This window comes from Capnocytophaga sp. H2931, assembly GCF_002302535.1.
In the GTDB taxonomy this organism is placed as follows: Bacteria; Bacteroidota; Bacteroidia; order Flavobacteriales; family Flavobacteriaceae; genus Capnocytophaga; species Capnocytophaga canis.
The window spans coordinates 420967-446911 of the sequence record NZ_CP022381.1 but is presented as its reverse complement, the minus strand read 5'-3'; the positions used below and the strand labels follow the sequence as shown (position 1 = coordinate 446911).

23 protein-coding genes are annotated in these 25945 nt (G+C 35.5%); 12 read left to right on the top strand and 11 right to left on the bottom strand.

Annotation, left to right across the window (positions count from 1 at the left end; translation table 11 throughout):
• Nucleotides 1-6: 6 nt before the first annotated feature.
• The 5 genes from ccoN (at nucleotide 7) to CGC52_RS01865 (ending at nucleotide 5736) form a co-directional block, all read left to right on the top strand.
• Nucleotides 7-2184, top strand: coding sequence for a cytochrome-c oxidase, cbb3-type subunit I (ccoN, locus tag CGC52_RS01885; RefSeq protein ID WP_095893282.1), 2178 nt, complete (start codon nucleotides 7-9; stop codon nucleotides 2182-2184).
• A 6-nt stretch (nucleotides 2185-2190) separates the two neighbouring features.
• Entirely contained in the window at nucleotides 2191-2388 is a 198-nt protein-coding gene (locus tag CGC52_RS01880) for a cytochrome c oxidase subunit IV (protein WP_042009728.1), read from the top strand.
• A complete protein-coding gene (locus tag CGC52_RS01875) occupies nucleotides 2385-3215 on the top strand; it encodes a cbb3-type cytochrome c oxidase N-terminal domain-containing protein (protein ID WP_095893281.1) in 831 nt (276 codons plus the stop codon). The genes CGC52_RS01880 and CGC52_RS01875 overlap by 4 nt, the downstream gene beginning before the upstream one ends.
• Before the next feature lie 236 nt (nucleotides 3216-3451).
• Complete coding sequence (gene ccoG, locus CGC52_RS01870) at nucleotides 3452-4876, top strand: cytochrome c oxidase accessory protein CcoG (RefSeq protein ID WP_095893280.1); 1425 nt, start codon at nucleotides 3452-3454, stop codon at nucleotides 4874-4876.
• Nucleotides 4877-5364: 488 nt separating this feature from the next.
• Nucleotides 5365-5736, top strand: a complete 372-nt coding sequence (locus CGC52_RS01865; protein WP_095893279.1) for a hypothetical protein — start codon at nucleotides 5365-5367, stop codon at nucleotides 5734-5736.
• A 391-nt stretch (nucleotides 5737-6127) separates the two neighbouring features.
• Here CGC52_RS01865 and CGC52_RS01860 read toward each other — a convergent pair whose 3' ends face one another.
• The 3 genes from CGC52_RS01860 to metF form a co-directional block, all read right to left on the bottom strand.
• Complete coding sequence (locus tag CGC52_RS01860) at nucleotides 6128-7102, bottom strand: transposase (protein WP_095893278.1); 975 nt, start codon at nucleotides 7100-7102, stop codon at nucleotides 6128-6130.
• A 149-nt stretch (nucleotides 7103-7251) separates the two neighbouring features.
• Complete coding sequence (metE, locus tag CGC52_RS01855) at nucleotides 7252-9555, bottom strand: 5-methyltetrahydropteroyltriglutamate--homocysteine S-methyltransferase (RefSeq protein ID WP_095893277.1); 2304 nt, start codon at nucleotides 9553-9555, stop codon at nucleotides 7252-7254.
• Nucleotides 9556-9615: 60 nt separating this feature from the next.
• Entirely contained in the window at nucleotides 9616-10572 is a 957-nt protein-coding gene (metF, locus tag CGC52_RS01850; protein WP_042009719.1) for a methylenetetrahydrofolate reductase [NAD(P)H], read from the bottom strand.
• 346 nt (nucleotides 10573-10918) lie between these two features.
• Between metF and CGC52_RS01845 the strand changes: the two genes are divergently transcribed.
• From CGC52_RS01845 to mazG, 3 genes are all read left to right on the top strand, one after another.
• The gene (locus CGC52_RS01845; protein WP_095893276.1) at nucleotides 10919-11701 is read left to right on the top strand and encodes a Mur ligase; all 783 of its coding nucleotides are present in this window, start codon (nucleotides 10919-10921) and stop codon (nucleotides 11699-11701) included.
• 90 nt (nucleotides 11702-11791) lie between these two features.
• Entirely contained in the window at nucleotides 11792-13126 is a 1335-nt protein-coding gene (gene mtaB, locus CGC52_RS01840; protein ID WP_095893275.1) for a tRNA (N(6)-L-threonylcarbamoyladenosine(37)-C(2))-methylthiotransferase MtaB, read from the top strand.
• Between the two features lie 180 nt (nucleotides 13127-13306).
• Nucleotides 13307-14089, top strand: coding sequence for a nucleoside triphosphate pyrophosphohydrolase (mazG, locus tag CGC52_RS01835; protein WP_095893274.1), 783 nt, complete (start codon nucleotides 13307-13309; stop codon nucleotides 14087-14089).
• A 138-nt stretch (nucleotides 14090-14227) separates the two neighbouring features.
• Here the strand turns inward: mazG and CGC52_RS01830 are convergent, their stop codons facing one another.
• Nucleotides 14228-14491 carry an Ada metal-binding domain-containing protein gene (locus CGC52_RS01830; protein ID WP_042344983.1) on the bottom strand — a complete coding sequence of 88 codons (264 nt, stop codon included), beginning with the start codon at nucleotides 14489-14491 and terminating at the stop codon, nucleotides 14228-14230.
• A 250-nt stretch (nucleotides 14492-14741) separates the two neighbouring features.
• Between CGC52_RS01830 and CGC52_RS01825 the strand changes: the two genes are divergently transcribed.
• Together CGC52_RS01825 and gldA are read left to right on the top strand one after the other, a co-directional pair.
• Nucleotides 14742-15032, top strand: a complete 291-nt coding sequence (locus tag CGC52_RS01825) for a DUF493 family protein (RefSeq protein WP_095893273.1) — start codon at nucleotides 14742-14744, stop codon at nucleotides 15030-15032.
• 109 nt (nucleotides 15033-15141) lie between these two features.
• A complete protein-coding gene (gldA, locus tag CGC52_RS01820) occupies nucleotides 15142-16065 on the top strand; it encodes a gliding motility-associated ABC transporter ATP-binding subunit GldA (RefSeq protein ID WP_095893272.1) in 924 nt (307 codons plus the stop codon).
• Here gldA and CGC52_RS01815 read toward each other — a convergent pair.
• The 7 genes from CGC52_RS01815 to panC form a co-directional block, all read right to left on the bottom strand.
• Entirely contained in the window at nucleotides 16062-17582 is a 1521-nt protein-coding gene (locus tag CGC52_RS01815; protein ID WP_042009706.1) for a sulfatase, read from the bottom strand. The two genes, gldA and CGC52_RS01815, sit on opposite strands and share 4 nt — an antisense overlap.
• Nucleotides 17583-17714: 132 nt before the next feature.
• Nucleotides 17715-18995, bottom strand: coding sequence for a replication-associated recombination protein A (locus tag CGC52_RS01810; RefSeq protein ID WP_095893271.1), 1281 nt, complete (start codon nucleotides 18993-18995; stop codon nucleotides 17715-17717).
• A gap of 12 nt (nucleotides 18996-19007) precedes the next feature.
• The gene (locus tag CGC52_RS01805) at nucleotides 19008-19328 is read right to left on the bottom strand and encodes a translation initiation factor (RefSeq protein WP_042009700.1); all 321 of its coding nucleotides are present in this window, start codon (nucleotides 19326-19328) and stop codon (nucleotides 19008-19010) included.
• Nucleotides 19329-19333: 5 nt separating this feature from the next.
• Nucleotides 19334-19621, bottom strand: coding sequence for a hypothetical protein (locus CGC52_RS01800; protein ID WP_042009698.1), 288 nt, complete (start codon nucleotides 19619-19621; stop codon nucleotides 19334-19336).
• A gap of 8 nt (nucleotides 19622-19629) precedes the next feature.
• Nucleotides 19630-20589 carry a ribonucleotide-diphosphate reductase subunit beta gene (locus tag CGC52_RS01795; protein ID WP_095893270.1) on the bottom strand — a complete coding sequence of 320 codons (960 nt, stop codon included), beginning with the start codon at nucleotides 20587-20589 and terminating at the stop codon, nucleotides 19630-19632.
• Between the two features lie 212 nt (nucleotides 20590-20801).
• Nucleotides 20802-22280, bottom strand: a complete 1479-nt coding sequence (proS, locus tag CGC52_RS01790) for a proline--tRNA ligase (protein ID WP_095893269.1) — start codon at nucleotides 22278-22280, stop codon at nucleotides 20802-20804.
• Between the two features lie 206 nt (nucleotides 22281-22486).
• Entirely contained in the window at nucleotides 22487-23329 is an 843-nt protein-coding gene (panC, locus tag CGC52_RS01785) for a pantoate--beta-alanine ligase (protein ID WP_095894420.1), read from the bottom strand.
• 109 nt (nucleotides 23330-23438) lie between these two features.
• On the opposite strand from panC, the gene CGC52_RS01780 reads away from it, so the two are divergent.
• A complete protein-coding gene (locus CGC52_RS01780) occupies nucleotides 23439-24245 on the top strand; it encodes a glycogen/starch synthase (RefSeq protein WP_042009687.1) in 807 nt (268 codons plus the stop codon).
• A gap of 32 nt (nucleotides 24246-24277) precedes the next feature.
• The gene (locus CGC52_RS01775; protein ID WP_042009684.1) at nucleotides 24278-25861 is read left to right on the top strand and encodes a DUF4270 domain-containing protein; all 1584 of its coding nucleotides are present in this window, start codon (nucleotides 24278-24280) and stop codon (nucleotides 25859-25861) included.
• Nucleotides 25862-25945 lie beyond the last annotated feature (84 nt).

Below are 25945 nucleotides of genomic sequence, written 5' to 3'. Positions count from 1 at the left end.
TAAATAATGGAGAAGCAACAATTTTACTATGACAACAAAATTGTAAGGAAGTTTCTTTTCGCTACCCTTGCTTGGGGAGTAGTGGGAACATTAGTTGGGCTTTGGTTAGCCTACCTATTTTTATTTCCGAATATGTCGAATGAAATTCCATGGTTGAGTTTCGGACGACTGCGTCCATTGCACACCAACGCGGTGATTTTTGCGTTCGTGGGTAATGCGATTTTTGCAGGGGTTTACTACTCTATGCAACGCCTTTTGAAAGCTCGTATGTACAGCGACTTTCTAAGTAACCTTAACTTCTGGGGGTGGCAACTCATCATCGTGGCAGCTGCTATTACCCTTCCGTTGGGTTACACTTCTTCCAAAGAGTACGCCGAATTGGAATGGCCTATTGACATTGCTATTGCTGTGGTTTGGGTGGCTTTTGGAGTGAATATGATTGGAACGCTTCTCAAAAGAAGACAACGCCACATCTATGTTGCTATTTGGTTCTACTTGGCAACATTTGTAACCGTTGCTGTGTTACACATATTCAATAACTTAGAGCTTCCAGTGACCATGTGGAAATCCTACTCTGTGTATGCAGGAGTACAAGATGCTTTGGTACAGTGGTGGTATGGACACAATGCGGTTGCGTTCTTCTTGACAACACCTTTCTTGGGACTAATGTACTATTTCGTTCCGAAAGCAGCAAACAGACCTGTTTATTCTTACCGTCTATCAATTATCCACTTTTGGAGTTTGATTTTTATTTACATTTGGGCAGGACCTCACCACTTGTTGTATACGGCTCTACCAGAATGGGCTCAGAACTTAGGTGTTGTATTCTCTGTGATGTTGATTGCTCCGTCTTGGGGAGGTATGATCAACGGATTGCTAACTCTTCGTGGAGCTTGGGACAGAGTTCGTGAAAATCCAACTTTAAAATTCATGGTTGTTGCTATCACAGGTTATGGTATGGCAACTTTTGAAGGGCCTATGCTTTCATTGAAAAACGTGAATGCTATTGCACACTTTACTGATTGGATTATTGCTCACGTTCATATAGGAGCTTTGGCTTGGAACGGATTCTTGGCATTCGGTATGATTTACTATATCGTTCCTAAAATGTGGAAAACAAACCTTTACTCAATGAAATTGGCTAACTTCCATTTTTGGATAGGTACACTGGGAATTGTTTTCTATTGTCTTCCGTTATACGTGGCTGGATTCGTTCAAGCATCTATGTGGAAAGAGTTTAATCCAGATGGAACATTGGTTTATGGAAACTTTTTGGAAACCGTAACGCAAATCATACCAATGTACTGGATGCGTGCTATTGGAGGTACATTCTATGTTACAGGGGTAATAGTAGGAGCTTATAACGTTATCAAAACCTTGCAAACAGCTCCGAAATTACAAGATGAATTGGCAGAGGCTCCTGCATTGACCAAAATAAGCAATGGTAGATTGCAAGGAGAAACTTTCCACACTTGGTTAGAAAGAAAACCTATCCAAATGACTATTTGGGCTACGGTTGCGATCTTAATAGGTGGTGTCGTTCAAATTGTTCCTACTATTTTTGTAAAATCTAATATTCCAACTATTTCAAGTGTGAAACCGTATACTCCATTAGAGTTAGAAGGTCGCGATCTTTATATTCGTGAGGGGTGTGTGAGTTGTCATAGCCAAATGGTACGTCCGTTCCGCAGTGAAGTTGAACGTTACGGTGAATATGCAAAGGCGGGTGAATTTATTTATGATCGTCCATTCTTGTGGGGAAGTAAACGTACAGGTCCAGATTTGTTACGTTTGGGAGGAAAATACTCTGATAACTGGCATTTCAACCATATGTATGATCCCACAAGTACATCACCAAACAGTATAATGCCTGCTTATCCTTGGTTGACAAGAAATAAACACGACCGAAGCGATATCGAAGCTAAGATGCGTGCTTTAGTTAAGTTAGGAGTTCCTTACACCGAGGAAGATATTGCCAATGCTCACGTTTCTATGGAGGCTCAAGCTGCTAAAATTGAGCAAAATCTGCATAATGATCCTGATTTCGTGAAACAATACGAAGGGGCTAAAGCAAGTGCTCAACAAGCAGGAAAAGAATTTGTTCCGATGAAAGACCGAGAAATCGTTGCTTTAATCGCGTACTTACAGCGATTGGGAACAGATATTAAGTTGGAAAAAAAGTAACAAACAATGCTCAAATTTATTAAGGAACATATGGCGACGATTGATGGGATTGAAATTTTTCCCATCATATCTTTCCTGATATTTTTTATCTTTTTCTTAGCACTCTTCTGGTGGGTGTTCGGATATAAGAAAGAAACTATCGATACGATGAATAATATTCCTTTTGATAATGATGAGGACGAAAATAACAATACCTTACAATGAAAAAGAATTTAATACCATTTTTACGAGTAGTAACCATCGTTGGTGTTGTGGCTCTTTTCATAGAGTTGCTCTATGGAACTAAAGAAAGTACAGCATTTGCTAAATACTATCAAGTTCCGTTGTTTTTGACTTTCTTGTTCTTCTTACTTGTTTTTACAGAAGTAGTCTTGAAAGCAGTTCAGAACCTGATTTCGGGTATCAAATCTAGGTCAGGTGCAGAAGAAGGAACGCTTTGGCGGCGTTTTTATGCAGGAATGGTGGAACAAGTGCCTCTTGAAAAAGAGGGAGATATCCTTTTGGAGCATGAACACGATGGCATTCGTGAATTAGATAATACTTTACCACCTTGGTGGGTGTACCTTTTCTATGCTACTATTGTGTTCATGGTTATTTACTTGGTACGATTCGAGGTTCTAAAAGATGATAATCAAATTGACGAGTATAACAAAGATGTAGCTCGTTCAAAAATTGAAGTTGCAGAGTATAAGAAAAATAATCCTTTCGAAGTACGCTTGTTGGTAGATGATGCTTCAGTTGTTGAAGCAGGAAAAAAAGTATTCCAAACCAATTGTGTTGCATGTCACGCAATGGATGGTGGAGGTGGTATCGGACCTAATTTAACGGACGACCATTGGATTTTAGGAGGAAATATCAAAGATATCTACAATACTATATCAGAAGGTGGACGTGATGGAAAAGGAATGGTTGCTTGGAAATCACTATTGAAGCCTACTGAAATTGAGCAAGTAGCAAACTATATTAAAACACTGAAAGGAACCAAACCTGCAAATCCAAAAGGACCTGAAGGTGATCTGTACACCGAGTAAAAGTGTTTTCAAAACTTAATATTGGCAATAGGGAAATAGACCATATTCGCAATCGGATAAAAGCTATTGCCTATTGCCTATATTTTTTATTAAAAAAGAACTCGAGTGGAGTTTTTGTTTCATAGTAATCTTACAAACGACGGATGCTCCACCATCGCATTTAAAATCCTTTTATCAAAAATAGATATTATATTTCTTCCCAAAAGAAGCAAGATTCTCTATAAAAAACACTACACATGGAAGAACAAGATAAAGAAATATTCCGAGATTCCATCGGAACCATTGACAAGGAAGGAAAAAGGGCGTGGGTATTCCCTAAAAAACCATCTGGACGTTTCTATAGATATAGAAAATACGTCAGCTATGTACTTTTGATTTTTTTATTGGTCAGCCCGTGGGTGAAAATAAACGGTAACCAATTTTTGTTGTTTAATATTCTCGATCGTAAATTCAATATCTTCGGATTGCCTTTTTGGCCACAAGATTTCTATCTATTTGTGATTTCGATGATTATCGGAGTTGTGTTTCTTGCACTTTTTACGGTTGTTTTCGGACGTATTTTTTGTGGATGGATTTGCCCACAAACCATATTTATGGAGATGGTTTTCCGTCGTATTGAATATTGGATTGAAGGAGATCGAGGTTCACAAATGCGACTTGATAAACAGGCATGGGACAAGGAAAAAATCAGAAAAAAAACACTCAAATGGAGTCTATTCTTTTTGATTTCTTTCTCGGTAGCAAACACTTTTTTAGCATATTTAATAGGTTCTGATGTTTTGTTAACCTACATCAAAGAAGGCCCAATAAACCACTGGGGAACGTTCATAGCATTGTTTATATTTACTTGTATTTTTTACTTCATTTTTACATGGTTCAGAGAACAAGTATGTATAATAGCTTGTCCTTATGGACGCTTACAAGGGGTTTTGTTGGACAATCGTTCTATCATCGTAGCCTATGACTATGTTCGAGGAGAATCGGATAATGGACGTAAAAAATTCCGAAAGAATGAAGATCGTCAAGCCTTGGGACATGGTGACTGTATTGATTGTATGCAGTGTGTACATGTATGTCCAACAGGAATTGACATTAGAAATGGAACTCAATTGGAGTGTGTGAACTGTACGGCTTGTATTGATGCTTGTGATGAGGTAATGGACAAAGTTGGTTTCAAGAGAGGGTTGATTCGTTTTGCAAGTGAGGAAAACATAGCTAAAAAAGCTCCTTTTAAATTTGATTTACGCATGAAAGGCTACACAGCTGTACTTACAATTCTGATTGGAATACTTATAGGAATGCTATTCATCAGAACAGATGTTCAGGCTGATATTTTACGTTTGCCTGGACAACTATATCAACATGAGGAAAATGGAGTGATTAGCAACGTTTACACTTATAAAATTATCAATAAAACTACTCGTGATTTTGAAAATGTAACGGTTAAAGTGGTTGGTTCTTTGGATGCTGAAGTAGTTATCGTCGGTAAAAATTCTATTTTCGTCCCAAAACAAGGTCTGGCGGAAGGTACACTATTCGTAAGAATAAAAGAATCTTCCTTGAAAGAAGAAAAGTTGAAGGTTCTTTTGGAGGTATATAGTAATGGCAATAAAATCGGTTCAACAAAAACGATTTTCTTAGGGCCAAGAACATTCCGATAAAATATAGGATTTGCTTTTTTGAATAATCATAAACTTTTAAAAAATGTTTTGATAAGGATGAAGGGTTGTTCATAGGAGGCTGTCTGAAAAGTTTGATGACATTACTAAATTGGAGGTGATGTAAAAAGTATGTTGCCTTAAAAAAGAAGTTTTTTTGTCAGGCTGAGCGTAGTTGAAGCCTCGTAATTACAGGGCTTCGACTACGCTCAGCCTGACAATCAGAACTAACATTATACTTTTATAACACTATCTTGATTTTAGTTATTTGATAGTAAAATATTGAAAAACAATAGATTGTTTTTTGGGACAAATCTTTTTGGACAGTTTCGAACAACATTCAATAGCCGTAAGAATGAAGAATGTTTCGCATCTATAACGAAACCGTACAGGTAAAATAAACATTTTTTCATGTGTAAGTAACACCACTAAAATCTAAAAGCAAACAATGAATTGTCACAGTAAAATAGAACAAAAAACTAACTCCTTAAATGTTTAGAAAAGATTATATAAAACGACAAATAGACCTGTTTTTTCAAGAACTGGCAAACCTTTTGAGTAAGAAAGTACCCAAAGAGGAAAAATTAAAAGAATTGGCAAATATGTCAGAGCGGTTTACGGGTAATTTATTAGTACATTTGCAGGAAAGGTCAGCAGAGGAATTGGTAAATACCTTTGAAAATGATTTGGATACGATAGAAATCATTTCAGAATTGTTATATCATTCCGAAGAAGAGAATACTAAAAATAATCTTTTAAAGGTAAAAAGTCTTTTGTTTTATATAAACCAAAAAAGTGCTGCTTTTTCGCTCAATAGAGACCAAAAAATGCAAGAAATTGAGCGAAAATTAAAGGAATTGTAATGTAGAAATGTTTGTCTCACTGTAAATATGCGATTTATTAGAGGCTTATTGTATAAAGCAAAACACGAAAAGGTCGTATAGAAATATTATTTACCAATTTTAAGAGACTGTCCGAAAAGATTGACTTTTTCGGACAGCTTCTAAAAGGCAATGTGGTAAAAAATGGTGCTTTTTTAATTGATAAAAAATGCTTATATTTCGCACATTGATTGGAAGAGGAAACAAGCTCTGCTGAGGAATAAGCGAGAAAAAGCGAATAGCTTTTACGAAGGTTACGAACATAGTTCATTGTCAGCAATACAATCAATGTTCAAAACGATAGTTTTAGGGGTGAGTTTTTCTCACCCTTTTTTATTAAAACTATCGGATGAACCCTATGGCTAAAAAAACCTTATCCCCCTTGATTTTTAAAATATAAATACCATTTTATAAAGTTCTTTTTAGCCTCAAAACGAAGTCCTCTATGCAAGGTTAATTTCTCTTTCAAATGCGTAAAATAGGCTTCTAAACGATTGGTAGTATAAGGGATTTCACTATCTTGCAGATATGCAAACATATTGGGTAAGGCATTGATAATATGATAAGTAGCTAAGTGTAGATTTTTATGTTTAAACCACTGAAATCCAGATTCTTCATTCATTGATTTTTCTTCTATAAAATATTGATTTTCAACATACCACTGGTAAAATCTATTTACCCAATCGTTAGCCTGTTCATTGGTTTTTAGATGCATAATTTCTTTGGATAAACACAAAAGCTGTTGGCTAATAAAATGTTTTGGGCTACCACTTAAATAGTTCTTAATCTGTCGTTTAATATGTACTAAACATCTTTGGATAACCGCCTGAGGAAACACCTTCTTTACCGCTCCTAAAATAGATTTATGCCCATCGCAGGTTACACTGTAAACTGCCACATTCAGCTTCTTTAAGTTTTCCAAATCTTGCTTTATATCACGAAGTTTTTCCTTGTTGGTTTGGCGGTAAAGTTGCACATATCGAATGTCATAATCGTAGTAGAGTATCAGGCATAATCCATTGGAAAAGTAGGTGCCATCAATCAAGAGATGAACCTTTGTCTTGCTTTTGATGCTGAGGGTAGGAACTTGTGAAAGGTAATGTTTAAAGAGGTTTTGAAGGGTAGATTGGCTCATTGTGCTATCCCTCGAAAGGGTTTTATAGACTTGCCTTTCCATTATCCATTTTCTGAACCAAATGAATTGATTATTTCTTTTTACACCAATGTTTTTAATGGTAAAATTTGCCTGACAATCTCCACATTGAAAGCGTTGTTTTCCATTTCTTTTTCCTTTCTTGATGATGTGATTAGAACCACAAACTGGACATTTTTTATTCGTTTTGGACATAAAATAAGAGTTATAATGAAACCACTTTCATTATAACTCTTATAAGTCTATAAAATACAATGCTTTACAAGGTTTTTAAGCACCATTTTTTGTTATATTGTCCAATAAAAAAACTGCCTAAAAAATTTCCAGACAGTTTTTGATTATTTCTAAGCGTTGTATTTGGTTCGCAAATCTTTTGCTGTATTGACCATAGCAATGAGTGCCTTTTTGGTTTCTTCCCAATGGCGAGTTTTAAGCCCACAGTCAGGGTTAATCCACAAGTTGCGTTTAGGAATTACCCCAATGGCTTTTTCCATCAAGAAAGTCATCTCCTCCACCGATGGAACTCGTGGTGAGTGAATGTCATAAACTCCTGGTCCAATTTCATTTGGGTATTTAAACTCCGCAAATACATCTAATAATTCCATTTGCGAGCGAGAACATTCAATGGTAATTACGTCAGCATCCATATCAGCTATTGCTTCAATCATATCATTGAATTCGGAATAGCACATGTGCGTGTGAATCTGTGTGCTGTCTTCCACACCTGACGCCGAAATACGAAACGCACGAATTGCCCAATTGTAATATGCTTCCCAATCCTTACGGCGTAAAGGTAGCCCCTCTCGAACCGCTGGTTCATCAATTTGAATTACCTTGATACCTGCTTTTTCTAAATCAACCACTTCATCACGAATTGCCAACGCTATTTGGGTACATGTTACCGAACGAGGTTGATCATCACGAACGAATGACCATTGTAAAATTGTTACAGGTCCCGTTAGCATTCCTTTTACAGGCAGTGAAGTTAACGATTGAGCAAACTGTGACCAACGAACCGTCATTGGAGTTGGACGAGAGACATCCCCATAAATAATTGGTGGCTTCACACAGCGAGAACCGTAACTCTGTACCCAGCCAAACTTAGTAAATGTATATCCTTTGAGTTGCTCTCCGAAATATTCCACCATGTCATTGCGTTCGAATTCTCCGTGAACCAACACATCAATTCCTGCATCCTCTTGGAAACGAATTGACTCTTCGATTTCTTTTTTGAGTAATGTTTCATATTCTTCTAATGGAAGCACGCCTTTATTAAAATTCGCTCTCCAACTTCTAACCTCCTGTGTTTGAGGGAAAGATCCTATTGTTGTTGTAGGAAACAGTGGTAATTTTAACGCTCCTTCCTGAATAACTTGGCGTTGAGCAAATCCACTCTTACGATGTGCATCTTTTTCAGTGATTGCTCCTACGCGTGATTTAACATCCTCATCATGAATCAACTTCGATGTCTTACGATTATCATTCGCTTTTTTATTTTGAGTCACTGTTTCTCGTTGAACTTCAGTTAAATCATTAGTTACTAAAGATTTAATTGTTGATATTTCAACTAATTTTTGTTTTGCAAAAGCTAACCATTGTTTGATTTCAGGAGTAAGTATCTTTTCGTTATTCTCATGTTCCAAATTACAAGGCGAGTGTAACAAAGAACAAGAAGATGCTACCAACACGCGGTCAATACCCAAAGCTTTTTGAACTTTTTCAATCAAAGTTACTGATTTTTGGAAATCGTTGATCCAAACATTACGCCCGTCTACAACTCCAAGAGATAATTTTTTATCTTTTGGTAATTTAGATAATATTTCATCTAATTGATTTTCAGCGCGAACTAAATCAATATGCAATACATCCAACGGAAGACTTAACGCTAAATCAGTGTTATCTTCCAAAGCTCCAAAATAGGTTGTTAAAATAAATTCTGTAGTAGGGAACGCTTCTTTCAGAATAGTATACACCTGTTTATAAGCCTCTTTTTCAGTTTTTGTAAGGTCAAGTACTAAACAAGGCTCGTCAATTTGAATAGTTTTTGCTCCAGCATCTACTAAACTCTGTACGATTTGTTTGTACACAGGTAACAAATTTTCAACCAGTTCAATTCTATGGAAACCATCCTCTTTTTCTTTCCCTAAAAGCAAATATGTTATAAGACCTAAAAGCACAGGCTTCGTTTCAAATCCATTGTTTTTTGCGAATTGATATTCTGCAAGAGCTTTGTTATATCGCAATTTAAACGATTGATTTTTAGTAAACTCTGGAACTAAATAGTGATAATTCGTATCAAACCATTTGGTCATTTCCACAGCCGTGATATCAATGCCATTCTTTTGGTAGCCTCGTGCCAATGCAAAATAAAGCTCCATGTCCGACAAATTGTCAATAGGAGCAAATCTACTTGGGATTGCATTTACCGAGAATGAAAAATCTAATACTTGGTCATAAAAGGAAAAATCATTGGAAGGCAACAAATCTATATTTGCTTCTTTCTGTAATTTCCAATTGTGAATTCTGATGGTATTTGCCACATCAAACAACTCATCTTCTGATATTTTTCCTGCCCAAAAAGCTTCGTTTGCTTTTTTAAGTTCACGTTTTTCCCCTATACGAGGATAGCCTAATAAATTGGTTTTCATATAATTCGTATGTATTTTTTTGTTTATTGTTCTAAAAAACTATGCTTCAGTACTATTCAATTAAAAAACTTTGGAAACAATGTCTACAATATTGTCTGATTTGCCCATTGAATAGTAATGCAAAGTAGGCACTCCCCACAGTTTCAATTCTTTACTCTGTTCGATAGCCCATTCTATTCCAACTTGTTTTACATCTTCGTTGGTTTTACATTTTTCCAATTCGGATACTAAAATTTCCGGTAAGTCTAGTTTGAACACTTGTGGCAACAAATTCAAATGTTTCTTTGTAGTTATAGGTTTAATTCCAGGAATGATAGGAATATCAATTCCCATGAGCCGTACTTTTTCTACAAATTCGAAATACTTTTGATTATCGAAAAACATCTGGGTAACAATATAATCCGCTCCGGCATCTACTTTTTCTTTCAACCGAGCCAAATCAAACGTCATTGAAGGAGACTCTATATGTTTTTCAGGGTAACCAGCAACTCCCACACAAAAATCAGTTCCATAGTCAGTCTCTATTACATCATGCAAAAACTTTCCACGTCCTAAATCTTTGATTTGCCTGACCAAATCTACAGCATAGGTATGACCATCTTTGGTCGGCTCAAAATAACGTTCCTCTTTCCGAGCATCGCCGCGAAGTGCCATAACGTTGTCGATTCCCAAATAGAAGCAATCTACCAACAAATATTCCGTTTCTTCTTTTGTGAATCCTCCACAAAGAACATGTGGTACCGTATCTACACCATATTTGTATTGAATCGCAGAACAAATCCCTACCGTTCCAGGACGCATTCGAGTAATTTTCTTTTCTAACAGACCATTAGGATGCTGTTTGTAAAAAAATTCCTCCCGCGAAGTGGTTACATCAATAAAAGGAGGCTTAAACTCTATCAAAGGTTCAATATTTCGGTAAAGTTCTTCAATACTATTCCCTTTTTTAGGAGGAACTATCTCAAAAGAAAAAAGTGTCTTCCCTTTGGAACGAGCAATATGTTCGGTTACTTTCATTTTTGTCTTAAGTAAAAAATTATATTCACGGGGCAAAACTACGAACATTTTTTTATACTTCAAAATTATTTTAGAAAATAAATCCGTAAAAATTTTATATCACTATTTGTTTCATTGATTTTTTTAATCAAAAATAGAATATATTTCTTTTATATGTTATTTGTGCAGAAATAACATACATTTAGAGTTAGTATTTTGACCATATATGAGAAAAATCTTCTTTTTTGCAGATACCAAAAAAAACATTACTTTTGCCAGATTGATGAGGCTCATTCAAAGGATTAGGACGCAAAAAATCAAAGTATTGAGTCCGAAATAATGAGAACTAATTAAAAAAATATAGCTAATGCATATTCATTTTACATCCTATAAGGATTTTCAAGCGGATTTAGTTTCTGAACTTTTAGCAGCTAATCACACCATTTCAGAAGGTGAATTAATAAATAAAAATGCTGATTTTGTAGTTATTAATAGAAGTAGTAAAGCAGATAGTGACCTCGAAAAAGAAGCCCAATTATTAGGTTTAGCTACAGGAACGGAAAACGATTTTTTGCATACTTTTTTTAAAGATAAAACACGTGTAGTAATTGCAGGTAAAGGAAAAGAAAACGTGTTAAAAACGGTAGTACATACATTTGATTTTCACAATATTCCATTAAGTTTTTTTACCGAAAACCCAATTAAAGGAAAGTCTTTTCGTCTTTCAACCCATGCCGAATTTGTACTTTTCGACGGAAGTGAGGAAATAAATTCAATAGTTGACAAGCATCCAAAATATCTTACCTATCAACCTACTTTGGCACTATTAGAGAGCATCTCAGTGGATACAGAAAATTACGCCACTTTTGTGGATAGCATTACCAAAGGGGGGATTTTGGTATACAATGAAGAATGCGAGAATGTAATGAAAGTTGTGCAAAATACCGAGAATCCAATACGAAAAATAGCTTATAAAACTCCTGATTATGAAGAAAATAATGAATCTTTTTTCCTCATTACGGATGAAGGAGAGTTACCTCTGAACATTACCCAAAAAGAGGAAGTCCGTTATGTAGAAGCCGCCAAATGGATTTGTCAGAATATGGGAATTGATGCGGCAGATTTTTACGAAGCAATTGCTTCAATGTAAAAAAACAAATCGATCGAACATTCTATCGTACGTAGTTCATACATAACAAACTGAATACAAAATCATTAGATAGCATAGCTCATATAGAAAATGATTACATTAGAAAATAAAAAAAAGGTAGCTTTTTACACGTTGGGTTGTAAACTGAATTTTTCAGAAACTTCCACCATAGCACGTAGTTTTGAAAACGAAGGTTACCAACGTGTTGATTTTGAAGATTTTGCAGACATATACATCATCAACACCTGCTCAGTTACAGAAAATGCTGACAAGCAATTCAAACAAATTGTACGTAAAGCATTGAAAATAAACGACAAGGCTTTTGTTGCAGCTGTAGGATGTTATGCTCAACTGAAGCCTGCAGAATTAGCAGCAGTTCATGGCGTAGACTTGGTACTGGGAGCAAAAGAAAAATTCGACATCACTCAGTATATTGATGATTTGACCAAAAATAATGAAGGTCAAGTACACTCATGTGAAATTTCGGAAACAGATTTTTACGTGGGAAGCTATTCCATTGGCGATAGAACTCGTGCTTTTCTAAAAGTACAGGACGGATGCGATTACAAATGTACGTATTGCACAATCCCAATGGCACGGGGAATTTCACGTAGTGATACGATTGAAAACATTCTAAAAAATGCTCAAAAAATATCCGAGCAAGGAATTAAAGAAATTGTACTAACAGGCGTAAATATAGGTGATTACGGAAAAGGAGAGTTCGGGAATAAAAAGCATGAACACACCTTTCTGGACTTGGTACAAGCCTTAGATAAGGTCAAAGGTATTGAACGATTGCGAATTTCGTCTATTGAGCCGAATTTACTCAAAGATGAAACTATTGAATTTGTTGCACGGAGCAAAGCTTTTGTTCCTCATTTTCACGTACCTCTCCAAAGTGGAAGCAATCATATCTTGAAAAAAATGAAGCGTAGGTATTTACGAGAATTATACGTCAGCCGAGTAGCAAAAATCAAAGAAGTGATGCCACATGCTTGTATTGGAGTGGATGTTATTGTTGGATTTCCTGGTGAAACTGACGAGCTTTTTTTAGAAACATATCACTTTTTGAGTGAATTGGATATTTCGTACTTACATGTATTCACATATTCAGAACGTGACAATACGGAGGCTGTACTAATGGATGGAGTTGTTCCCGACGAAGTGAGAGCTAAACGTAGTAAAATGCTTCGTGGTTTGTCCGCTAAAAAACGTAATAATTTCTATGTAAACCAGTTAGGAACAGAAAGAACTGTACTTTTTGAAGGAGAAAACAAACAAGGTTACATCCATGGATTTACCGAAAACTACGTGAAAGTGAAAACGCCTTGGAATCCAGAGTTAGTCAACACATTGCGTCGAGTAAAACTCACTAAAATTGACTCAGATGGAATGGTTCGATTTGATTTTGTAGATAATCCATAACATAAACATCTGACAAATAAAAATTTATTAAAATTTATAACTAACCTTATTTGCATAATTCTTATATCTCTTTTAGATATTTCAGTTATGATCCTCCTACTAAAACATCAAAAGTTTCTAAGTAAAATGATGATTTTTTTGTATATCTGACTGAATTTAACTAAAAATTTTCCATTACAAATGAAAAAAAATCGCCTACAACAACTACAAGCCTTTGAACGACTACTAGATATCATGGACGACCTCAGGGAAAAATGTCCATGGGACAAAAAACAAACACTACAATCACTTCGACACCTAACGATTGAAGAAACCTATGAGTTAGGAGATGCCATTTTGGATAATGATTTAAACGAAGTAAAAAAAGAATTAGGTGATTTATTGTTACACATTGTGTTCTACGCAAAAATAGGTAGTGAAACCAACGATTTTGATATTGCCGATGTGGCAAATACGGTTTGCAATAAACTCATTGAGCGACATCCACATATCTACGGAAATGTGAAAGTTGAAAATGAGGATGATGTTAAACGCAACTGGGAAAAAATTAAACTTAAAGAAGGTAAAAAAAGCGTATTGGAAGGCGTACCAAAAAGTTTACCTGCTTTGGTTAAAGCCACACGCATACAAGATAAAGTCGCTGGTGTAGGCTTCGATTGGGATTCTATTGATGGTGTTTTTGACAAAATCAAGGAGGAAATCAATGAATTACACCATGAAGTTACTCACAAAAATAAAGAAAATATCGAAAAAGAATTAGGCGACGTATTTTTCAGTTTAATCAATTACAGTCGATTTTTAAAAGTAAATCCCGAAGATGCCTTAGAAAAAACGAATAAGAAATTTATCAAACGATTTCAATACTTAGAAAACAAGGCTCAAGAACAGCACAAATCACTAAAAAACATGACCTTAGCTGAAATGGAAGCATTTTGGCAAGAGGCTAAAAAGTTTGATTTGTAAATTCCTTTGTAAAAAAGCGAAATTTTGATTTTAAGAAAAAATAACTGTTAACCTTTTTAATCTCATCTCTTAACTGATATCCATAAAGCAAAATTCGTCCTTAAGGCTGATTTTTAATGGCTTGTCAGTAAACATTATCTAAGGTTTACAGATTTTACAAGGAACATACCCTTGTTCGATGGCTGTTTTTCTGTTCTTTAACTTGGTTTTATTTTTATCTTTTATCTTATAAACTGAATTACAGTCAGTTCTGTGAAACTTTTTAGTATTTCGATTACCTACATAACTCTGCTGAATTTTTTCAACACATCCAATAACCGACTCATTACCATCAAGTGGAGCTACTTGTCGAATAAATGAGAGGTTGAAAATGAAAAGTAAAAAGAATATTTTCTTGAACATAGATTAATTTTATAGACTCCACGAAGGTACAAAAAATACTGATAAAATTCAAGTTTAAAACTTGTATCGTACTACAAAAATCCAATATCTTTGCGGAAAGAATGAAAATAAATATTTAATTTAATGGCTTTACGATTATTTTGTATACGTTATAAAATATTGTAAAACAATCATATAAAAAATTCATCGAATGCTAAAAAGCGTATTTTAAACTAATTCAAATTATTAATCATAGAAGTAATAGAATAAAATGAAAACAGAGCAAGAACAAAAAGAATTTTACGAGCGTTTAAAAAAAGAATTAGAAGAAACTTCTCAGTGGCCTTCAACCTATCTGTACAAATTCATCATACCTAACGATACTGAAAAAAAGCACACTCTGGAAGCTATTTTCGAAGGAAAAAAAGCTGATATCAAAACGCGTACATCATCAAATGGAAAATACACAAGTGTTTCGATTTCAATATTATTGCAAAACCCTGATGAAGTAATTGCATACTACAGAGAAGCTGGAAAAATTGAAGGTATTTTATCTTTATAAACCATCCTTCTTCATCTGTTAATCGCGCCAAGGATTATACGAAAAAAGATATTCTTAAAATAAAACTATTCAAGAATTTTCTTGAATCTTTTAGAAAACTAACGAAAATATGTCGATAGAAGTAAAACAACTAACAAAAACTTACGGCAAACAAGTAGCTGTTAATCAAATCAATTTTTCGCTAAATAAAGGTGAAATTACGGGTTTTTTAGGGCCAAACGGAGCAGGAAAATCCACTACGATGAAGATGATTACAGGGTCATTAATACCAACTAATGGGGAAATTTTTGTCAATGGGATAGATATGATCAAAAATCCGATTGAGGCTCAACGAAATCTTGGCTACCTACCAGAGCACAATCCTCTGTATTTAGAAATGTACGTACGCGAATACCTTTGGTTCATGGGAAAATTATACAAAAACATTTCGAAAAAAAGAATTGAAGAAATCATTGAAATTACGGGACTTACACCTGAAAGTAACAAAAAAATTGAGCAGCTATCCAAAGGTTATCGTCAGCGTGTAGGACTGGCATCGGCACTGATTCACGATCCTGAAATTTTGATTTTAGATGAACCTACCACAGGTCTTGACCCTAATCAGTTAGTTGAAATACGTGGCATCATCAAAGAATTTGGAAAGAACAAAACCATTCTGTTATCATCGCATATTATGCAAGAAATTCAAGCAGTTTGCGACCGAGTGATTGTTATCAACAAAGGGAACATTGTCTTGGATCAGTCAATGAAAAACCTTCAAAATAAGGAACAAACCATTGAAGTAGCGTTTGACTTACGCGTGGAAGAACGTTTTTTACGACAAATTCCTATGCTAAAATCGGTAGTGAACATACACGAGTTCTTGTACCATATGGTATTTGACACACAAGAGGACATGCGTCCCAAACTGTTTGACTTTGCTAATGAAAATGGACTTAAAATACTGCAAATCAACCACAGACATAAGGATTTGGAGCAGTTATTCAGTGAACTAACACGAGATCAAACGAAAACTGCTCCAAAATGTATTTAATTCGATGAATGAAATACTTCTAAAGCTGTAGTGTCATCCAAAGCCTTAATTTCTTTTAATAATATGGATTTCATTCGCTTAGTTAACTTCTCTGTGGAACGTTTTCCATAAATATTATTCATCTCCTTAGGATCTTTCTTCAAGTCGTAGAGTTCCCATCCATTATGTCGCTTGTAGAACCGAATGAGTTTGTACCGTTTATTTTTAATTCCAAAATGTGGCGAAACAGCATGTTCCCCATTTTCATAGTAATGGTAATAAACTGTTTCACGAGAAGGTCTCTTAGAGCCTTTCAACACATTCAAAAACGATTTCCCCTGAATATCAGCTGGAATTGGAATACCTGCTGCCTCCAAAAGAGTTGGAGCTATGTCCACATTCATCACAAAACTATCTGTTGACTTATTTCTTTTGATATATGTAGGGTACTTTATAACCATGGGTGTTCTAAAGGATTCCTCATACATCCATCTTTTATCATACCAGCCGTGTTCTCCCATGTAAAATCCTTGATCTGAGAGATATATGAATATTGTGTTATCGGCTAAATTATTTTTATGCAAATAGTCATTCATTCTTCCTATGTTTCTATCAAGAGAAACCGCCGTTGCATAATAATCTCTCATATAACGCTGAAACTTCCATTCGGTAAGAGCCTTTCCTGTCAATTTTTGACTCTCAAATTCTTTTTGAATTTGGTGATAGAAATCATTATAGGCTTTACGTTGTGATGGCGTCATCCGATTGAAGTTACCATCTTTTTCTTCTTGATTAGGGGGAAACATTTTCAGGTCATAACCCATCTGTAAATCTTTAGCGATGGTCATTTCTTGCATGGTAGCAGGAATTCGCCCCTTATAATCATCGTAAAAATTGTCGGGAAGTGGAAAGTTTACTTTCTCAAAGCTTCCTAAATCTTGAATATCGGGCATCCATGTGCGATGGGTAGCCTTATGCCCTACTATGAGACAAAAAGGCTTACTCTTGTCACGGTTATCCAGCCACTGTTCGGCTTCATTTTCAACAATATCAGTCACGTACCCTTCTTCACGAACAACTTTTCCTCCAGGAACATAGAAATCGGGGTTAAAATAATGCCCTTGTCCGATTAAAATTTTAAAAAAATCAAATCCTTTTGGATCTTTTCCTAAGTGATATTTTCCAATCCACGCTGTTTGATAACCGTTTTCTTGCAAAATATTCACAAATTGCTGCTGATTTGAATTGTAGCGTGAAGTTTCATTATCGGTATATCCGTTCTTATGGCTAAACTTACCCGTAAGGATACAGGCTCGACTTGGGCCACATATTGAATTAGCCACATACGCCTTATTGAAAGTCATCCCCTGCTCTGAAAGTTTATCGATGTGGGGTGTATAAGAAGTTTTCCCTTCGTTGTATGCTCCTATGGATTGAAAGGAATGATCATCGGAAATAATAATCACAATATTAGGCCTTTGCTGTGCTAAAACCACACAAGAAAAGAAAAAACTACATAAAAAAAATACTTTTTTCATTTTGATTTTTTATAAAATTTAATTAAACAAAACTTGAAGTGCCGACAAAGTTACAAAAAATATATATTTAGCACGATATTTTTTACGAATAATGAGACGAAAACAAAGTTCGAAGCACTACCCTAGCTTCTTTCAATATCCGTATCTTTTGCCCCATAGGTTTCTCAAATATTCTCTTAACCCATTTTCGCGAACGTTATCTGCGGGTTCATAAAAACGATACCCTTGTAACTCTTCGGGTAAAAAATCCTGAAAAACAAAACTTTGTGCATAGTCATGGGAATATTTATAATCTTTCCCGTAGTTGAGTTCTTTCATCAATTTAGTAGGAGCATTCCGCAGATGAATCGGTACAGAAAGATCTCCTGTTTGTTTAACAATTTGTTGTGCGGTGTTTATAGCCTTATACGACGCATTACTTTTGGGTGAAGAAGCCAAATAGATCGCACATTGACTCAAAATGATTCTCGCTTCCGGATATCCGATAGTAGTTACTGCCTGAAAGGTATTGTTTGCCAAGATTAACGCTGTAGGGTTGGCATTGCCAATATCTTCTGATGCTAAAATAAGCATCCGACGAGCGATGAATTTGACATCTTCACCTCCTTCAATCATACGTGCTAACCAGTAAACTGCTCCATTAGGATCGCTTCCTCGTATGGATTTGATAAATGCTGAAGTCAAGTCGTAATGCTGTTCACCTGTTTTGTCGTACAACACCGTATTCTTTTGAACAATTTGCGTCACTTTCTCATTAGTAATTTCGATGGTTTCACCTTCTGAAAAAGCATTTACAATAAGTTCGAAGGTATTTAGTAATTTTCTACCGTCACCTCCTGACAATCGAAACAGGGCTTCCTTCTCTGTGAGTTGTATCTTTTTTGTTCGTAAAATACTATCTTTCTCAATTGCATTTTTAAGCAATTTTTCCAAATCTGCCTGATCAAAAGCATTTAGTACATACACCTGACAACGCGACAACAAGGCTGGAATAACCTCAAAACTTGGGTTCTCAGTAGTAGCTCCAACCAATGTTATCCAACCTTTTTCAACGGCTTGTAACAAAGAGTCCTGCTGAGTTTTATTGAAACGATGAATTTCATCAATAAATACAATAGGATTCTTAGCCGTAAACAAACCACTGCTATTTTTAGACTGCTCAATGACTTCGCGTACCTCTTTAATACCTGAACTGATAGCACTTAGCGTAAAAAAAGCTCGTTTGCTTTCCAAAGCGATAATGTTTGCCAATGTAGTTTTACCAGTTCCAGGAGGCCCCCAAAAAATCAACGATGGAAGCCAACCACTTTCAATTTGTTTCCGAAGAGATCCATTTTCTCCTACCAAATGTGTTTGTCCTACATAGCTCGACAGAGAATTTGGACGCATACGTTCCGCTAATGGTACATTCATCATTTCATGGATTTATCCTCCAACTCTTTTTACTTTAAATCCTTTATTTCTAAGGAATTGCATAATCTTATCTCGGTAATCTCCTTGAATGATAATTTTCTCGTTTTTCACCGAGCCTCCAACTCCTAAAAAAGTTTTCAATTCTTTCGATAAGATTTTAAAATCACTGTCTGCCCCATTGTACTCTTCAATAATGGTAACAGGCTTACCATTCCTTTTCTCATATTTACAAATCAAAGGATCGTCTTGCAACCAGACATTAGATGCTTCCTTTTCAGGGATTTCCTCTTCAACATGATTCGGAAATAAGTTTTTCAATTGATCTCGTAACATAAAAATTAATTGAATTCCAACATCAAAATCACTAAGGCTAATATCATAGAAGCCATGATAACACCTTTTGCTCTATTATCCTGCCCTAACCGTAAAAGAACAAAAAAAGAAGCCAAATCAAGCAATCCTCCTAAGGCAATCAACGCTCCTAAATATCCCTTAACATAAGCATCTCTTATTGTTAACTCAATGCTATGCCGTGAAAAAATTAGTATGTAGAGTAGAATACCTAAAGCATTAGCTATCAGCCCTACAAATAGACCAATGATGATATCTTTTTGATGTTTTTTCATCGTATAAATTAAAATAAATCATTTGCACTAATACTCTTATCGTGCTTTGTATAATCTACTGGACGTTTGGCAAAAAAATCATCTAACGAATTTGAAAAAACTTCTTCCTCAAACCACAGCATGGGCTTTGCTTGATCAGTTGTAATACCAAAAGGTTTCCCGAAACCAAGTTGTGTCAAGGAATCATCCAAGCGATAACGCATATAATTTGCCAAATCTTCTTTGGAAAAAAACTCAATTTCTCCTTCTTCAAAAATCCAATCTAACATTTTATCCTCCAACTGGATATAATTTCTTATGAACTCAGTTGCTTCCGTTTGAGCATGTTCTTTCATTACAGGATTTTCTTCAAATATTTTTTTGAGAATGTATATTCCTGCGTTGGCATGTAGTTGCTCATCAACTGAAGTCCAAGCGATGATATTCGCTACATTTTTCATATATCCTTTAAAGCGTGTGAAAGACAAAATGGTAGCAAATTGACTAAAAAGAGAAGCGTTTTCGATGATAAGTGTAAAAAACAGGATACGTTGCATAGCATTTTCCTTATTTTTTGCCAAATATTCCTTTAAAACTAGATTTCTTTCCTTAAAAATAGGCACTTCCAACAAATTTTCAAATTCATTATTATAGCCCAACACTTCTAACAGACGAGAATATGCCTCACTATGCCGAAATTCGCATTCAGCAAAAGTAGCTCCTAATCCATTGAACTCAGGTTTAGGGAAAAGATCATAAAGATCACCCCAAAATGTTTTAACAGAAACTTCCACTTGGGCTATTCCCAACAAAGCTCTTTTCACAGCTTCTTTTTCTACTATGGACAAGTTGGCTTTAAAATCCTGAATGTCTGCCGTAAATTCCACTTCTGAATGCACCCAAAATGATTTGTGCATTGCATTTACAAATTCCATAACCTCCGGATATTCAAAAGGTTTGTAACTTTCGCGTTTATCAAATATTCCCATAATGTATATTCTTTTTGACTGCGAAGATACAAGTTTTTTAGCCTTTAAAACAAATTTAAAATGCCATTAAAATGTTAATTTTTTTAATAACATGTTTTTTAGGAAGTTATGTTTTCGTAGACAAATTTACATTTTCCTGAGTTTTAAAAACACCAAAGCAGAAACTGAATTGTTCAATTTCTGCTTTGATTTTTTTATGATTTAATCATGTACTAATACGCCTTTGCAAATAAAACTCTTTTTGCGGAAGGCTTACCCGTTACCATACAAACTCCTGCTTCTTCTTTGGCTTCCAACGGAATACAACGTATAGTTGCTTTGGTTTCTTCCTGAATACGCTGTTCGGTTTCAGTAGTACCATCCCAATGAGCTGCAATAAACCCTCCTTTGCTTTCTAAAACCTCTTTGAACTCTTGGTATGAATTTACTTCGGTAATATGTGCATTTCTATAATCCAAGGCTTTTTTATAAATATTCTCTTGAATTTCCTGTAAGAGTTTCTCAATGTATTCTACGATGCTATCTCCAGAAACAGTTTCTTTGGTTAGTGTATCACGACGAGCGACCTCGAAGGTATTGTTTTCCAAATCACGTTGTCCAACTGCTAAACGTACAGGTACCCCTTTCAGCTCATATTCATTGAATTTGAATCCTGGTTTATGGGTATCTCTATCGTCAAATTTTACAGAAATACCTTGTTTTTTGAGTGTTGCCATTAGTGGTAGTACACGCTCACGAACAGCTTCTAACTGCTCCTCCCCTTTGTAAATAGGAATGATTACTACTTGAATAGGAGCTAATTTAGGTGGAAGTACCAATCCATTATCATCACTATGCGTCATAATCAATGCACCCATGAGTCGGGTAGATACCCCCCATGAGGTCGCCCAAACATAGTCCAATGTGCCTTCTTTGGAAGCAAACTTCACATCAAATGCTTTAGCGAAATTCTGTCCCAAAAAATGTGAGGTTCCTGCTTGTAGGGCTTTTCCATCCTGCATCAAAGCCTCAATACAATAGGTTTCATCAGCTCCTGCAAAGCGTTCCGATTCGGTTTTAAACCCCTTAATAACAGGAACACACATGAAGTTTTCTACAAACTCGGCATATACTTCTAACATTTTTTCAGCTTCCTCAAGAGCCTCTGCTTTGGAGGCATGAGCTGTATGTCCCTCTTGCCATAAAAATTCAGCAGTACGCAAGAATAAACGTGTACGCATCTCCCAACGTACTACGTTTGCCCATTGATTGATAAGAATTGGCAAATCACGATAGGACTGAATCCAGTTTTTGTACGTATTCCAAATGATTGCTTCCGATGTGGGGCGAACTACTAATTCCTCTTCCAATTTAGCTTCGGGATCAACCATGAGTTTTCCTTTTGCGTTTGGATCTGTTTTCAATCGATAGTGAGTTACAACAGCACATTCTTTGGCAAAACCTTCAGCGTTTTTCTCTTCTGCTTCGAAAAAACTACGGGGTACAAACAACGGAAAATAAGCATTCACGTGTCCAGTTTCCTTAAACATACGGTCAAGTTCAGCTTGCATTTTTTCCCATATCGCGTATCCGTATGGTTTGATAACCATACAACCACGTACACCTGAATTTTCTGCCAATTCAGCTTTTACTACTAACTCGTTATACCACTTTGAGTAGTCCTCACTTCGTCTTGTTAAATCTTTACTCATATTTTTACTTGTAGATTTTTTTGTCTGTTATGCCTCTTCTCACAAAAATATCACTAACAGGAGTTAAGTTGTTTTACTCATGGTAGAATATCTCACACAGGCAAATTTATAAAATTATTGGATACTGTATGTTTTTTGTTTGACTTTTTTAATGTTCCTCAAAAGTTAATTGCCAAAATAATATATGAAAAAACAAATAATCCTCTTTAAAGTTCCATGTTGTCTATAAGGCGTACTCCCTCAGCATAAACGGCAATGAAAGCTCGGTATCTTTTGCCTATTTCTTTAGCTGTAGCTGTTTGTAAGGTATCGGCTTCGGCTATGGTGAAATATTCTAATTCAAAATCCTTATCATCGGTAAAAGCTTTTGTTACATATTCGTTAATTTCAATAATATTTTTTGTAATAAACAGCTCTTTAACCTCTTGCAAAATTTTGTAAATGAATGTTGCTTTTCTTCGCATATATTCACTAAGCAATTGATTTCTAGAACTTAAAGCTAACCCATCTGCATTTCTAACTATAGGGCACCCGATAATTTCAACTGGTAATTGAGTGATTTCTACCATCTTTTTAACGATAAGTAGTTGTTGATAGTCCTTCTGACCGAAATAAGCTTTTGTAGGAGTCACAATCTCAAAAAGTTTTTTAACAACTGTACCTACACCGTCAAAGTGTCCTGGGCGGAAAGCTCCCTCCATAACGCGATCTAATCCATGAAAATCAAAAAAATCTGAGCTTACATTCGTTCCATAGATATCCGAAATTTCAGGCGAATACACCAAAATATCTTTGCTGATAGTAGCTATTTTTTCAACATCAGCTCCCAATGTTCGAGGATATTTCTCCAAATCTTTTGGGTTGTTAAACTGAGTTGGATTTACAAAAATACTAACCACAACAACATCGTTTTCTTCCAATGCTTTTTTCATTAGAGATAGGTGTCCGTTGTGTAAAGCTCCCATAGTAGGGACAAAACCGATGCTTTTTCCCGCCTTTTTAAAATCAGAAATCACGGTATTTAGTTTCTTCTGCTGAGTGTATATCATCATCATCCAAATATTAAAAAATGCAAACTTATAAGTTTTTTATGGATTTCTGCATATTTTTTTGTACTTTTGTGGCTTCCAAAGCTAACGAAAAAACAATTTACTTTTTATGACTGACAAAAAAGTGCTTTTTGTTTCCTCTGAGGTATTACCATATTCTCCTGAAAATGAAATCTCTAAGATGTCATTTGAGACCCCCAGAATGGTCAATAGTTACGGAGGACAGATACGGATATTTATGCCACGTTTCGGGAGTATCAATGAAAGACGACATCAGTTACACGAGGTCATTCGGCTTTCAGGAATGAATATTGTTATCAACGATATTGATGTGCCTTTAATCATAAAAGTGGCATCAATTCCGAAAGAGCGTATCCAAGTCTACTTCATCGACAATGACGAGTATTTCAAGCGAAAAGCTACGTTTGTTGATGAGGATGGGGTCTTATTCGCTGACAATGATGAACGTTGTATTTTTTTCGCAAAAGGAGTTGTTGAAACCGTTAAGAAATTGAATTGGCTGCCTGATATCATCCATGTTCACGGATGGTTAGCTTCGCTACTACCTTTATATTTAAGAACTTACTACAAAGACGAACCTATTTTTTCAGAGAGTAAAATCATAACTTCGGTTTTCAATCAAGATTTTGAAGGCTCTTTAAGATCCGATATCACTAGCAAGGTAGCTTTTGATGGGATCAACAAAAAAATGGCTGAACATTTGGCCGAGCCTAACTATTTCAATATGATGCGTGTAGCTTCTAAATATTCGGATGGAGTCATTGTTGTTGGCGACAACGTGCCTGAAGATTTCAGCTCCTACATAAACGGATTAAAAAAACCTGTCCTTTTTAATTCCGACATGGAAACCTTCCAAGCTTCATACAGAGAATTTTACCAACAATTTTTAAAATAAAAACACTAAAATCAATAATATAGCATAATTATATGAATAAATCCAAATATGCAGGTATTTTTTCCTTTTTGGGATTGACCATCTTATTATCGTCTTGTACAGATGATTCTTTCAAAGAAATTAAGAGTGATTTACTGAAAGACCCTAATTTTGAAACAGCGGTGTTCGACGCCTCTGTGTCTGTCGAAAATATTGCTAAAAATAGAGTACAAACTAATGGGTTGGGTGGTTACCTATTAGGGGAGTACACGCAGAAGCCTTTTGGAAAGAAAAAAGCTAGTATCATAGCTCAAGTGCAGTTGCCTTCGGTAAGTCCCATCTTCGGTGATAAAGCTCAGAGTTCTGAGAATACGGATAATAAACCAGAAAAAGAAACTGTGACGGAAGCGTATCTGTATCTACCATATTTTAACCCATACAGCACTCGAAGCAACACGGCATATGTTACTGAAACGGAATATGCTCTTGATTCTATTTACGGGAATACAAAGGCATCATTCAAAGTAAATGTACAAGAATTAACCTATTTTTTGAGAGACATTGATCCTGCTCAAAATTTAGCTCCTCAGCGTTACTATTCTGATTTTGAAGTAAGTAATCATTTAGGTACTACTCTAACAAACGTAAATAATGCTGAAACTGTAACCATATCTAAAAAATCAATCACACGCAATCAGTTCGACAATCCAACTACCCCTGATGACGAATCAAAAGGCGTTGCAGATGTCTTAGCTCCAGGAATTAGAATTGCTTTAGACCCTGAATTTTTCCAAACGAAAATCATTAGTAAAGAGGGAACTACAGAATTAGAAAACCAAAATAACTTTAAAAATCACTTCCGTGGAATTGTAATTGATGCTGATGGTTTTTCCGATAATTTGATGATGCTTTTAGACATGTCAAAAGCTAAAATTGAGCTTGTCTACACCTATGAAACCGAATCGAATAATCAAAAGGCTACTTTGAAAAAACGATATGATATGAACGTAAATGGTATTACGTTCAATACATATACTACTGAGGATGAAAGTATCTCTTTGGAGACCGACAGTAATAACATTTCACGTATTTATTTGAGTGGAGGAATAGGTCAAATAGCTAATTTAAAACTCTTTACAGATGCTGAACTGGCTGAAATTCGGCAACGTGATGTGCTTATCACAGATGCGAGTTTGTATTTATATGTTGATCAGTCAGTTACCTACGGAAAGGAACCTGAACGTATTTTTATTTATAATGCGAAAACAGGTGCTGTTATTGCGGATTATGTCAACGACCCTACCAGCACACTCCAATCGGCTGAAGGTTCACACCTGATTCACTTAGGGAAATTACAGAAACAAAACAACAAAGGTAATTACTACCAAATCCGATTGACAACGCATGTGATCAACATTATCAAAAACAAAGTTGAGAATGTTCCTCTGGCAATTGCTGTAGCTTCAACTGTGAAAAACCCATACGTTGTAAATTATTTTGATTCTGCAAATAAAAAACGAGTAATTCCGACAACATCCGTAGTAACCCCCTTGAGTACGGTAATTTACGGAAATGACGCCAGTATTGATGACTCTAAACGTTTAAAGTTAAGAATCAATTATTCAAAATTGAGATAACACACCCATCATATTGGATGTGTTATCTTAAAGATGTTCCAAAATAGAAATTCTCACAACAAAGGATACTACTTTGATCCTATA